Source organism: Mycobacterium sp. NGS26 (assembly GCF_059813025.1).
The window spans coordinates 469,010-481,679 of the sequence record NZ_JCALDU010000001.1 but is presented as its reverse complement, the minus strand read 5'-3'; the positions used below and the strand labels follow the sequence as shown (position 1 = coordinate 481,679).

The window sequence follows — 12,670 nt, the reverse complement described above, 5'->3', positions numbered from 1 at the left end:
GGGCGCGACGCAGCCAGGTTCGCGCCCGGCCCCGGCGGAGACGGGAATCAGACGGGAATCAGTGGCCGAGCCTGCCTCTGCCCAAGCGCAACAGCAGCATCGCCAGATCCTTGCCGTCCGGACCGAGCTCGCTGTAGCGTTCGATGACCTTCATCTCGCGGCTGTGCACCAGCCGGGTGCCGCCGGAGGCCATCCGGACCTTGCCGATCGCCTGTGACACTTCGGCGCGCCGCTTCACCGCGGCGAGGATCTCGGCGTCCAGCCGGTCGATCTCCGCGCGCAACTCGTCGATGCCGGCGAGTTCTTCCGTTTCGAGCATTTCCATGTTCATCTCTGCAAACTCCGCGTTCTCGTGATGTGGGGGTTCTGGTCTCATCCGGTAATCAGGCCTCACAAAAGAGACGAGCCCCGAATCCGGAAAGCGGACCACGGGGCTCTGCGACAGCGCTAGACCACGGGCACCGCTGGCCGGTACCCATAGAAAAATCGGCGACGCGCGTTGAGCACGGAACCGAGTCTAGCCACTGAGGGGCGCACCCGTTGCAAAACGCGATGTAAAGGCCGTCTGCAAAAGCCGGCTGACCGCGGCCGCCCATCAGCAAACGCGGGGCGGCCCGGCCCGAAAAAGGTCGGTCGCGGCGCCCGAACCGGCCATCCGGCGTCGGCGGGCGGCGGTAAGTTTGGACAGACATGAGTGTGCACGCAACCGATACCAAGCCCGCTCCCGAAGCGGATCGTCTGCTCGACGACCTCAACCCCCAACAACGCCAAGCGGTGGTGCATCAGGGCTCACCGCTGCTGATCGTGGCCGGCGCGGGTTCGGGCAAGACGGCGGTGTTGACGCGTCGCATCGCGTACCTGATCGCCGCGCGGGGCGTCGGGGTCGGTCAGATCTTGGCCATCACCTTCACCAACAAGGCCGCCGCCGAGATGCGCGACCGGGTGGTGCGGCTGGTGGGCCCCCGGGCCCGCGCGATGTGGGTGTCGACGTTTCACTCGACCTGCGTGCGCATCCTGCGCAACCAGGCGTCCCTGATCAAGGGCCTCAACTCCAACTTCTCGATCTACGACGCCGACGATTCGCGGCGCCTGCTGCAGATGATCGGCCGCGACATGGGGCTCGACATCAAGCGGTATTCGCCGCGGCTGCTGGCCAACGCCATCTCCAACCTGAAGAACGAGTTGATCGACCCCGACCGGGCCGTGGCCAACCTGGCCGACGAGTCCGACGACCTGGCCCGCACCGTCGCCTCCGTCTACGGCGAGTATCAGCGCCGCCTGCGGGCGGCCAATGCGCTGGACTTCGACGACCTGATCGGCGAGACGGTGGCGGTGCTGCAAGCCTTCCCGGAGATCGCCCAGTACTACCGGCGGCGGTTCCGGCACGTGCTGGTCGACGAATACCAGGACACCAACCACGCGCAGTACGTGCTGGTGCGGGAGCTGGTGGGCACCGAGACCGTGGACGGCGTTCCGCCCGGCGAGTTGTGCGTGGTCGGCGACGCCGACCAGTCGATCTATGCGTTCCGCGGCGCCACCATCCGCAACATCGAGGACTTCGAACGCGACTACCCCGACGCGACAACCATTCTGCTGGAACAGAATTACCGCTCGACGCAGAACATCCTGTCGGCGGCCAACTCGGTGATCGCCCGCAACTCCGGGCGCCGGGAGAAGCGCCTGTGGACCGATGCCGGCAAAGGGGAGCTGATCGTCGGCTACGTCGCCGACAACGAGCACGACGAGGCCAGGTTCGTCGCCGAGGAAATCGACGCGCTCGCCGACCGCGGCGAGATCACCTACAACGATGTCGCCGTCTTCTACCGCACCAACAACTCGTCGCGGTCGCTGGAAGAGGTGTTCATCCGCGCCGGGATTCCGTACAAAGTCGTTGGGGGAGTGCGCTTTTACGAGCGCAAGGAGATCCGCGACATCGTGGCCTACCTGCGGGTGCTGGACAACCCCGGCGACGCGGTCAGCATGCGGCGCATCCTCAACACCCCGCGCCGGGGCATCGGTGATCGGGCCGAGGCCTGCGTGGCGGTCTACGCGGAGAACACCGGCGCCAGCTTCGCCGACGCGCTGGTCGCCGCCGCCGAGGGCAAAGTGCCGATGCTGAACACCCGCGCGGAGAAGGCGATCGCGGGTTTTGTCGAGATGCTCGACGACCTACGGGGCCGCCTCGACGACGACCTCGGCGACCTCGTCGAGTCGGTGCTGGAACGCACCGGGTACCGCCGGGAGCTGGAGTCCTCGAGCGACCCGCAGGAGTTGGCCCGGCTGGACAACCTGAACGAATTGGTCAGCGTCGCACACGAATTCAGCATCGACCAGGCCAACTCCGCCGCCCTTGACGAGTCCCTGCAGATGCCCGAGGACGAGGACGTGCCGGACACCGGTGCGCTGGCGGCATTCCTGGAAAGGGTGTCGCTGGTCTCCGACAGCGACGAGATCCCCGAAGAGGGCGCCGGCATGGTCACCCTGATGACGCTGCACACCGCGAAGGGGCTGGAGTTCCCGGTGGTGTTCGTCACCGGCTGGGAGGACGGGATGTTCCCGCACATGCGGGCGCTCGACGACCCCACCGAGCTCTCCGAGGAGCGGCGGCTGGCCTACGTCGGCATCACCCGGGCGCGGCAGCGGCTGTACGTGAGCCGGGCCATCGTGCGGTCGTCCTGGGGACAGCCGATGCTCAATCCGGAGTCGCGGTTCCTGCGCGAGATCCCGCAGGAGCTCATCGACTGGCGCCGCAGCGCGCCCGCCCCGTCGTTCAGTGCGCCGGTGAGCGGAGCCGGCCGGTTCGGCACGCCGCGCGCGGCACCGACCCGCTCGGGAGCGAGCAAACGCCCGCTGCTGGTGCTGCAGCCCGGCGACCGGGTGACCCACGACAAGTACGGGCTGGGCCGGGTCGAGGAGGTCTCCGGCGTCGGCGAATCGGCCATGTCGCTGATCGACTTCGGCAGCTCGGGACGTGTGAAGCTGATGCACAACCACGCCCCGCTCAGCAAGCTCTAGCGCCGAATGCTCGCGGCTATCCGCTCGGCCAGCGCCTTGATCTGCGGGAAAAACGCCAGCACCACGCTGGCAACCGGCAGCACCCACAGCGTGTACACGATCCACGCGACGTGGGCCCCCGCGATGAACACACCGCCGTACGTCAGCACCGCGACCACCGCCCCGGCCGCGATCAGGTAGCGCCCCAGCCCCCGGTGCTGCAGCAGCATGATCACGCCGGAAATGGTGGTCGACGCGAACACCAGGGCCAGGAACGCGACCGCGATGCAGAACAACCGGTCGGACTTCCACCAGCCGGCGATCAGATCCGTGGCAACCACGGACGTGGCCCATCCGCTGACGATGCTGACGGCACAGGCGGCGACCACGATCCGGCTGTTGGGCTCGACGGCCGGCGGGGCGGCAAGGCCCGCCCGCCCGCTCGCTCGCGCGTACGTCGCCGGTGGCGGAATCTGAGTGGTCGCCGGCTCCGGGATCGTCGGTATCGGTCCCGTCGGCGCGCGCCGGATGATCCGCGTCCTTGTTTCGGAGGGTGGGTCCGGCGGTTCGGACAGTTGCGCTGCGGGAGGCGGGTCGTTCGGCGCGGTCACCTCATCCAGCGTAGTTGCCGACGTTGATGCCGCGCTTGGCCAGCCACGGCACCGGGTCGATCCTTTCGGTGCCGTTCTGCAGCACCTCGAAGTGCAGGTGCGGGCCGGTGGAATTGCCCCGGTTGCCCATGGTGGCGATCTGGTCGCCGGCCATCACCCGCTGGCCGGCGCTGACCAGCGTGCTGTTGACGTGGCCGTAGAGCGTGACCGTGCCGTCGGCGTGGCGCAGTTTGACCAGCGCCCCGTAGCCGGCGGCCGGCCCGGCCTCGATGACGACCCCGTCGGACACCGCGACGATCGGTGTTCCGATCGAGTTGGCCAGGTCGATGCCGGCGTGCAGGACACCCCAGCGGTAGCCGAAGTTCGAGGTGAATATGCCGTGCGTGGGCATGACGTAGAGCGGCTGCTGCAGCCGTGCCTCGCGTTGGGCGCGGTCGTTGGCGAACGCGACCCCCCTGGCGAGCTCCGCGTTGTGCACCGCGGCGTTGGCGGCGGGCTGGACGGTGATCACCTGAGCGCCCCGGGTCGGGTTGCCGGCCGACCCGCCGGTGAGGGCCGACGCGTTGGCGGTCAGCACCGCTTCGGTCTTGGGGGTGTCGGCATGGCTGGTCGCGGTGTGGGCCGCCGCGGCCGCCGCGCCCGCGGCCATCGCCGAGATCAGCACCCGGCCCCTGGCCGCGCTGGTCGGCTGTTTGCGGTGCTGCCCGCCGCGGCGGATCACACCGATGACGTCGGTGATGTCGCTGGGGTTCGAGCGGGCCGGCCCATCGGTGTCGGGCGCCGAGCGCGCCGGGACCGGCGCCGCGGCCGGGGCGGCAAGCACCAGCGGACCCAGGTCGTCCACGTCGTGCAGGTCGTCCAGCTCGGGGGCGAGCAGAACCCGGGCTTCGTTGTCGAAGGGCGAGTCGTTGCTGAAGTCCAGGTCGAGAAGTTCGCCATGGTCGTCGGCGAACTCGAGGCCGTCGAAGTCGAACCCGTCGAGCGGAAGGATCTCGGTGACTTCGTTGTGGTGAGGCTCCGCCCGCCGGCCACCCGCTGCGCGACCCACTCTCACCACGCCAAAATCGGCAGAAGAACGAGCCAAACGGTGCTGGGACAAGCTGAAATGTCCTCGTATCGTGACCATAACGTTATCTGGACCTAAGGAAGGTATCGGTTAACGGACGGGGCTGGCAACCTCGGGGCAATATCCCGACCAATATTGTGATTCGCATCACGTTTCAGGCCCGGCGGTATGTCGTGAGCTGTGCCACATGGGTGGGATGCGGCGATGGCAGCCGTTCGGTGGGTGGATAAAGTTCGTCCGTGCGCGTTGCCGAATCCGGCGCCGCCCAGGTACAGGCCTTAGCAGCAAGCCGAGCGAAGACAGTGAGCCCATGGACCTTTTCGAGTATCAAGCCAAAGAGTTGTTCGCCAAACACAACGTACCGAGTACGCCCGGGCGGGTGACGGACACCGCGGAGGGCGCGCGGGCCATCGCCGAGGAGATCGGGCGGCCGGTGATGGTCAAGGCGCAGGTCAAAACCGGCGGGCGGGGCAAGGCCGGTGGCGTCAAATTCGCCGCGACACCGCAAGACGCCTACGAGCACGCCAAGAACATCCTCGGCCTGGACATCAAGGGGCACGTCGTCAAGAAGCTGTTGGTCGCCGAGGCCAGCGACATCGCCGAGGAGTACTACATCTCCTTCCTGCTCGACCGCGCCAACCGCACCTACCTGGCCATGTGCTCGGTGGAGGGCGGCATGGAGATCGAAGAGGTCGCGGCGACCAAGCCCGACCGGCTGGCCAAGGTCCCGGTGGACCCCGTCGAGGGCGTGGATCTGGCAACTGCGCGTTCCATCGCCGAGCAGGGTCACCTGCCGGCCGAGGTGCTCGACGCCGCCGCGGTCACCATCTCCAAGCTGTGGGAGCTCTTCGTCGGTGAGGACGCCACGCTGGTGGAGGTCAACCCGTTGGTGCGCACGCCGGACGACAGGATTTTGGCGCTGGACGGCAAGGTCACCCTGGACGCCAACGCCGACTTCCGGCAGCCCGGCCACGTCGAGTTCGAGGACCGCGACGCCACCGACCCGCTGGAGCTCAAGGCCAAGGAGCACGACCTCAACTACGTCAAGCTCGACGGGCAGGTCGGCATCATCGGCAACGGCGCGGGCCTGGTGATGTCCACCCTCGACGTCGTGGCCTATGCCGGGGAAAAGCACGGCGGGGTCAAGCCGGCCAACTTCCTGGACATCGGCGGCGGCGCCTCGGCCGAGGTGATGGCCGCGGGCCTGGACGTGGTGCTGGGCGACAAGCAGGTCAAGGCCGTGTTCGTCAACGTGTTCGGCGGCATCACGGCGTGTGACGCCGTGGCGACCGGGATCGTGCAGGCGCTGCAGATCCTGGGCGACGAGGCGAACAAGCCGCTGGTGGTCCGGCTGGACGGCAACAACGTCGACGAGGGCCGGCGCATCCTGGCCGAGGCCAACCACCCGCTGGTGACGCTGGTGCCGACGATGGACGAGGCCGCCGACAAGGCCGCCGAGCTGGCGAGCGCCTGAAAGGACCACTGAAACATGGCTATCTTCCTGACCAAAGACAACAAGGTCATCGTCCAGGGCATCACCGGTAGCGAGGCCACCGTGCACACCGCGCGAATGCTCAAGGCGGGCACGCAAATTGTCGGCGGTGTGAACGCGCGCAAGGCCGGCACCACCGTCACGCACGAGGACAAGGGCGGCCGGATGATCAAGCTGCCGGTGTTCGGCAGCGTCTCCGAAGCGATGAAACAGACCGGCGCCGACGTGTCGATCATCTTCGTGCCGCCGAAGTTCGCCAAGGACGCCATCATCGAGGCCATCGACGCCGAGATCCCGCTGCTGGTGGTCATCACCGAGGGAATCCCCGTGCAGGACAGCGCATATGCCTGGGCCTACAACCTGCACAAGGGCGCCAAGACCCGCATCATCGGCCCGAACTGCCCCGGCATCATCACCCCGGGCCAGGCGCTGGTGGGCATCACGCCGGCCAACATCACCGGCCCGGGACCGGTGGGGCTGGTGTCCAAGTCCGGCACGCTGACCTACCAAATGATGTACGAGCTGCGCGATCTCGGCTTCTCCACCTCCATCGGCATCGGCGGCGACCCGATCATCGGCACCACCCACATCGACGCCATCGAGGCCTTCGAGAAGGATCCCGACACCAAGGTCATCGTGATGATCGGCGAGATCGGCGGTGACGCCGAGGAGCGCGCGGCCGACTACATCAAGGCGCACGTGTCCAAACCGGTCGTCGGCTATGTCGCGGGATTCACTGCGCCAGAAGGCAAGACGATGGGCCACGCGGGCGCGATCGTGTCCGGTTCCTCGGGCACCGCCGCCGCGAAGAAGGAGGCCCTGGAGGCGGCCGGGGTCAAGGTCGGCAAGACCCCGTCGGCGACGGCGGCGCTGGCCCGGGAGATCCTGACCAGCCTGTAACGACGGTTTCGCACAGTGACACTGGACCCGCGCACGCCCGTCGTCGTCGGTGTTGGGCAGGCGGCCGAGCGCATCGACGACGCCTACTACCGCGCGATGTCGGGCGTCGAATTGGCCACGGCCGCAGTGCGTGCCGCGCTGGACGACTGCGGCGCCGACGTCGCCAAGGTCGCGGCGACGATCGACACCGTCGCGGGCGTAAGGCAATTCGAGATCTCCGGGCCGGCCCAGCCGGTGCTGGGCAAGTCGAATAAATACCCGCGATCGGTGGCCAACCGGATCGGCGCGGACCCCGCCCGCGCCATCCTCGAGGTCGTCGGCGGCCAAGGCCCGCAGCATCTGATCACCGAGCTGGCCGGCGAGATCGCCGCCGGCCGTTCGGAAGTCGCGCTGATCTTCGGCTCCGACGCGACGTCGACCACCCGGTACTTCGCCGGGGCCGACAACCGTCCGGACTTCTCCGAGACCGTCGACGGCTCGCTCGAGGACCGCGGCTACGGGCTGGACCGGCTCGTCACGCGCTACACGGTCGTCCACGGGCTGGTCGACGCGCCGACGCAGTACGCGCTGCTGGAGAACGCCCGCCGCGCCGGAACCGGGCTGGGCCCAACGGAATACCTGCGGCGGATGGGCGAGCTGTTCGCGCCGTTCACCAAGGTGGCCGCCGGTAATCCGTTCGCCGCCGCGCCGGTGGAACGCAGCGTCGACGAGCTGATCACCGTGACCGAGAGCAACCGGATGATCTCGGAGCCCTACCCGCGGCTGCTGGTCGCCCGCGATCAGGTCAATCAGGGCGCGGCCGCGCTGCTGATGTCGGTCGAGGCCGCGCGGCGGCTGGGCGTGCCCGAGGAGAACTGGGTGTACCTGCACGGCCACGCCGACCTCGAGGAGCAGCCGCTGCTGGAACGCCCGGACCTCGGGCACGCGCCGTCGGCCGTCATGGCGGTGCGTGAGGCGCTGCGCGTGGCCGGCATCGGCATCGACGACGTCGCCACCTTCGACCTCTACAGCTGCTTCCCGGTGCCGGTGTTCAACATCTGCGACGGCATGGGCATCGCGCCCGACGATCCGCGCGGCCTGACCCTGACCGGCGGGCTGCCCTTCTTCGGCGGCGCCGGCAACAACTACTCGATGCACGGCGTCGCCGAGACTGTGGCCCGAATGCGAAGCGCGCCAGGCGAATTCGGCCTAGTGGGTGCCAACGGCGGCATCCTGAGCAAGTACTCGGTCGGCATTTACTCGACCACCCCAACCGAATGGAAGCCGGACCGCAGCGCCGCGCTGCAGGCGCAGATCGGCGGATCGCCCACACAGGCGGTGACCGAGACGGCCGAGGGCGCCGCCACTGTCGAGACCTACACCGTGCGGCGCGATTCGGGGCGGCTGACCGGGATCATCGTCGGCCGGCTGGCCGAAGACGGCAGCCGATTCCTGTCGACCACCGAGGACGACGATTTGATCGCGCTGCTGACCGACGGCGACCCGTTGGGTCGCGAGGTTCGGGTGCGCTCCTTCGACTACGGCAACCGCTGCTTTCCACGCTGAGCAGACGCAAAAGCACCCGACACGCCGGGCGTGCGGGTGCTTTTGCGTCTGCTCGTCACACCAGGGCGGCCAGCTTGCCGGCCAGCCGCTCGACGTACGCGGCGATCTCGTCTTCGGGGCGGTCCGGCATGCCGAACAGCACCTCGGTGACCCCGAGCTCGGCCCAGCGCGCCAGCTTGTCGGGCACCGGCTTGAGGTCCAGGGCCACGATCTGCGGCGCGCCCTCGCGGCCGGCGGCCGCCCAGGTGTCCTGCAGCAGCTTCACCGGCTCGTCGATGTCGAAGTCGCGCGGGGTGGTGATCCACCCGTCGGCGCTGCGGGCGATCCACTTGAAGTTCTTCTCGTTGCCCGCGGCGCCGACCAGCACCGGAATGTGCGACTGCACCGGCTTGGGCCAGGCCCAGCTGGGGCCGAACTTGACGAATTCGCCGTCGTAGGCGGCTTCCTCCTCGGTCCACAGCGCCCGCATCGCCTCGATGTACTCACGCAGCATGGTGCGGCGCCGGCCCGGCGGCACGTTGTGGTCGGCGAGTTCGTCGGTGTTCCACCCGAACCCGACGCCCAGGCTGACCCGGCCGCCGGACAGGTGGTCGAGGGTGGCGATGCTTTTCGCCAGCGTGATCGGGTCATGCTCGACGGGCAGCGCCACCGCGGTGGACAGCCGCACCCGGGAGGTGACCGCGCACGCCGCGCCCAGACTCACCCACGGGTCCAGCGTGCGCATGTACCGATCGTCGGGCAGCGACGCGTCACCCGTCGTCGGGTGGGCCGCCTCGCGCTTGATCGGGATGTGGGTGTGTTCTGGCACGTAGAACGTCTTGAAGCCGTGGTCGTCGGCGAGCTTGGCGGCCGCCGCCGGGGAGATGCCACGGTCGCTGGTGAAAAGCACAAGGCCGTAATCCATGCACAGGATTAGAACGTGTTCTACCTAGCGGGGGCAAGCGGGCCTCGCGCGGACGGGCGCCCCGACACTCCGGTGGCCCCGGCGAAGGCACCCGAACGTGCGCTAGCGTGGTTCATCGATCGCGTCGCACCGAAAGCGCAGCAAGGCCGGTGGCTATGGAACGGCGCGCCGGGAGCACAGCGTCGCACTGCAAGGCTGGCGCCGCGGAGGCCTTCAAGGCACTGGAAGCAACAGGAGGAGTCATGACCTACTCGCCCGGTAGTCCCGGATATCCACCAGCGCAACCCGGCGGCTCCTACCCAGCCGCCACACCGTCGTTCGCCAAGGACGAGAACGTGGAGAGCAGCCTTCCGCTGTACCTGAACATCGCGGTGGTGGTGCTGGGCCTGGCGGTGTACCTGCTGAATTTCGGGCCGACGTTCACCATCGGGGCCGACCTCGGGCCGGGCGCCGGCGGGCGTGCCGGTGATGCCGGCACCGCGGTCCTCGTCGCGTTGCTGGCCGCGTTGCTCGCCGGGCTGGGCCTGCTGCCCAAGGCGAAGAGCTACGCGGGCATTGTCGGTGTGATCGCCACATTGGGTGCCTTACTGGCGATCTCGGAGACGATCAACACGCCGTCGGGTTTTGCGATCGGCTGGGCGATGTGGCCTCTGGTGGCTTGCAGCATTTTCCAGGCGATCGCCGCCGTCGTCGTGATCCTGTTGGATGCGGGCGTCATCACCGCGCCGACGCCCCGGCCCAAGTACGACCCCTACGCGCAGTATGGCCAATACGGGCAGTACGGGTACGGCGCGCAGCCGCCCGGCGGGTATTACGGCCAGCCCGGTGCCCAGCAGCACGCCCCATACGGGTCGCAGTACGGCGGTTATCAGTCGAGCCAGGCGCCGACCCAGAACGCCGCGATCCCGAACCCGTCGACCGGCGGATTCAACGCGTCGTCGGGCGCCCAGCCCGCGGCGCAGCAGGGGTCGTCCACACCGCCCACCGGCTTCCCGAGCTTCAGCCCGCCCCCGCAGGGCGGCGGGGCGAACCCGGCCGGCGAGCAGCAGTCCTCCGGCCAGGGCCAGGAGCAGTCGCCGTCGTCACCGGCTGGGCCGGCGCCGGCCTGACCGCGCGCCTTCGCGCCTAGTCGGGCACGTTCGCCAAGAGTGAAAAGGGTGTCGGAAAGCGCGGACGACCGGGCGGCGGGCGCTCGCCAGGCGCGTGACCTCGTCAGGGTCGCGTTCGGCCCGGCCGTGGTGGCGTTGGGCATCATCGCCGCGGTCACGCTGCTGCAGTTGCTGATCGCCAACAGCGACATGACCGGCGCGCTGGGCGCCATCGCCAGCATGTGGCTCGGCGTGCACCAGGTGCCGATCTCGATCGGCGGCCGCGAACTCGGCGTGCTGCCGCTGCTGCCGGTCATGTTGATGATCTGGGCCACCGCGCGCAGCACCGCGCGGGCCACCTCCCCGCAGTCGTCGTGGCTCGTGGCCCGCTGGGTTTTCGCCTCGGCGCTGGGCGGGCCGTTGCTGATGGCGGCGATCGCGCTGGCGGTGATCCACGACGCGTCGTCGGTGATCACCGAGCTGCAAACACCAAGCGCCCTGCGGGCTTTCGTCAATGTGCTGGTGGTGCACGCCATCGGCGCCGCGATCGGCGTGTTCTCCCGGGTGGGCCGACGGGCGCTGGCGGCGTCGCCGCTGCCTGATTGGCTCGGCGATTCCGCGCGTGCCGCGGCCGCCGGCGTGCTGGCGCTGGTCGGCCTGTCCGGCATGGTGACTGCCGGGTCTCTGGTCGTGCACTGGGCGACGATGCAGGAGCTCTACGGGATCACCGATTCGATCTGGGGTCAGTTCAACCTCACCGTGCTGTCGGTGTTGTATGCGCCCAACGTCATCGTCGGCACCGCGGCGGTCGCGGTCGGGTCCAGCGCCCACCTCGGCTTCGCGACGTTCAGTTCGTTCACCGTGTTCGGCGGCGACATCCCCGCGCTGCCGGTGCTGGCCGCGGTGCCGCGGCCGCCGCTCGGCCCGGTGTGGGTGGCGCTGCTCATCGTCGGCGCGGCGTCCGGTGTGGCGGTCGGGCAGCAGTGCGCGCGGCGTCCGCTCCCGCTGCTTCCGGCGCTGGCCAAGCTGCTGGTCGCGTCCGTCGCCGGGGCGCTGGTCATGTCGCTGGTCGCATACGCCGGCAGCGGCCGGCTGGGCAACTTCGGCGATGTCGGCGTGGACCAGGGTGCGCTGGTCGTCGGCGTGTTCTTCTGGTTCGCGGTCGTCGGCTGGGTCACGGTGGTGATGAGCGGCGGGATCCGGCGCCGACCGCGGCGACCGAAGCGACCCGAACCCGCGGTCGCGGCCGAACCCGAACCCGCTGAGCCCCCGGCCGAACCCGAACCCGAGCCCGCTGAGCCCCCGGCCGAACCCGAAGGGCCGGTCGGCGACGACGAGCCGGCCGCAGCCCCGGCCGAGGAGGACGCGACCGACCGCGACGCGGAGGAATAGACGCAAACCGTATGGCGCCCATCACTCCCAGTAGGCTCGCCGATGTGCAGCAACCGCTCCACGTGCCCCCGAGCGCACCGGCGCGGCTGGTGGTGCTCGCGTCGGGCACCGGGTCGCTGCTGAGCTCGCTGCTCGCCGCCGCCGTCGGCGGCTACCCGGCCCGCGTGGTCGCCGTCGGCGCCGACCGCGACTGCTTGGCCCTGCAGATCGCCGAGGCCGCATCGGTGCCGACCTTCACCGTCAGGCTCGGCGACCACGCCAGCCGCGAGGCCTGGGACGCCGCCATCACCGAAGCCACCGCCGCGCACTCGCCGGATCTGGTCGTATCCGCGGGATTCATGAAACTACTTGGGCCACAGTATCTTTCACGATACTGCGGCCGCATCCTCAACACGCACCCGGCGCTGCTGCCGGCGTTTCCCGGCGCGCACGCGGTGGCCGAGGCGTTGGCCTATGGCGTGAAGGTCACCGGCTGTACGGTGCATTTGGTGGATGCCGGCACCGACACGGGACCGATATTGGCGCAGCAGTCCGTCCCGGTGCTCGACGGCGACACCGAGGAGACACTGCACGAACGCATCAAGGTCACCGAACGGAAGCTGTTGGTGGACGTCGTGGCCGCGATCGCAACCCGCGGCGTGACCTGGACCGGACGAAAGGCGACCCTGGGATGAGCAC

General features: G+C 69.1%; 11 protein-coding genes. 7 read left to right on the top strand and 4 right to left on the bottom strand.

All coding sequences use genetic code 11. The features are described 5' to 3' along the window. Positions 1-58: 58 nt before the first annotated feature. The gene (locus tag AC5Y6X_RS02255) at positions 59-376 is read right to left on the bottom strand and encodes a chorismate mutase (RefSeq protein WP_324675059.1); all 318 of its coding nucleotides are present in this window, start codon (positions 374-376) and stop codon (positions 59-61) included. A gap of 314 nt (positions 377-690) precedes the next feature. Between AC5Y6X_RS02255 and pcrA the strand changes: the two genes are divergently transcribed. Then, positions 691-3,015: a DNA helicase PcrA gene (gene pcrA, locus AC5Y6X_RS02250; protein ID WP_499984083.1), complete on the top strand. Its 2,325-nt coding sequence runs from the start codon at positions 691-693 to the stop codon at positions 3,013-3,015. Here pcrA and AC5Y6X_RS02245 read toward each other — a convergent pair. Both AC5Y6X_RS02245 and AC5Y6X_RS02240 read right to left on the bottom strand, forming a co-directional pair. Continuing rightward, on the bottom strand, positions 3,012-3,605 hold the full coding sequence (locus tag AC5Y6X_RS02245) for a hypothetical protein (protein ID WP_499984077.1): 594 nt from the start codon (positions 3,603-3,605) through the stop codon (positions 3,012-3,014). The two genes, pcrA and AC5Y6X_RS02245, sit on opposite strands and share 4 nt — an antisense overlap. A gap of 1 nt (position 3,606) precedes the next feature. Further along, positions 3,607-4,653 carry a M23 family metallopeptidase gene (locus AC5Y6X_RS02240; RefSeq protein ID WP_499984074.1) on the bottom strand — a complete coding sequence of 349 codons (1,047 nt, stop codon included), beginning with the start codon at positions 4,651-4,653 and terminating at the stop codon, positions 3,607-3,609. A gap of 328 nt (positions 4,654-4,981) precedes the next feature. Here AC5Y6X_RS02240 and sucC point away from each other — a divergent pair, with 328 nt between their 5' ends. From sucC to AC5Y6X_RS02225, 3 genes are read left to right on the top strand one after another with little or no spacing between them, the layout of a single operon-like run. Next, positions 4,982-6,145 carry an ADP-forming succinate--CoA ligase subunit beta gene (gene sucC / locus AC5Y6X_RS02235; protein WP_324674546.1) on the top strand — a complete coding sequence of 388 codons (1,164 nt, stop codon included), beginning with the start codon at positions 4,982-4,984 and terminating at the stop codon, positions 6,143-6,145. 15 nt (positions 6,146-6,160) lie between these two features. Next, positions 6,161-7,063, top strand: a complete 903-nt coding sequence (gene sucD, locus AC5Y6X_RS02230) for a succinate--CoA ligase subunit alpha (protein ID WP_324674548.1) — start codon at positions 6,161-6,163, stop codon at positions 7,061-7,063. Between the two features lie 15 nt (positions 7,064-7,078). Continuing rightward, the gene (locus AC5Y6X_RS02225; RefSeq protein ID WP_499984067.1) at positions 7,079-8,608 is read left to right on the top strand and encodes an acetyl-CoA acetyltransferase; all 1,530 of its coding nucleotides are present in this window, start codon (positions 7,079-7,081) and stop codon (positions 8,606-8,608) included. A gap of 55 nt (positions 8,609-8,663) precedes the next feature. Here AC5Y6X_RS02225 and AC5Y6X_RS02220 read toward each other — a convergent pair whose 3' ends face one another. Then, positions 8,664-9,512 (bottom strand): LLM class F420-dependent oxidoreductase, encoded by an 849-nt coding sequence (locus AC5Y6X_RS02220; RefSeq protein WP_499984064.1) that lies wholly within the window; start codon positions 9,510-9,512, stop codon positions 8,664-8,666. 242 nt (positions 9,513-9,754) lie between these two features. Here AC5Y6X_RS02220 and AC5Y6X_RS02215 point away from each other — a divergent pair, with 242 nt between their 5' ends. The 3 genes from AC5Y6X_RS02215 to purN are packed head-to-tail and all read left to right on the top strand — an operon-like array spanning position 9,755 to position 12,666. Beyond that, positions 9,755-10,621: a DUF5336 domain-containing protein gene (locus tag AC5Y6X_RS02215; protein WP_324674551.1), complete on the top strand. Its 867-nt coding sequence runs from the start codon at positions 9,755-9,757 to the stop codon at positions 10,619-10,621. Positions 10,622-10,660: 39 nt separating this feature from the next. Then, positions 10,661-11,992 carry a cell division protein PerM gene (locus AC5Y6X_RS02210; RefSeq protein ID WP_499984060.1) on the top strand — a complete coding sequence of 444 codons (1,332 nt, stop codon included), beginning with the start codon at positions 10,661-10,663 and terminating at the stop codon, positions 11,990-11,992. A 44-nt stretch (positions 11,993-12,036) separates the two neighbouring features. Then, positions 12,037-12,666 (top strand): phosphoribosylglycinamide formyltransferase, encoded by a 630-nt coding sequence (gene purN, locus AC5Y6X_RS02205; RefSeq protein ID WP_499984057.1) that lies wholly within the window; start codon positions 12,037-12,039, stop codon positions 12,664-12,666. Positions 12,667-12,670 lie beyond the last annotated feature (4 nt).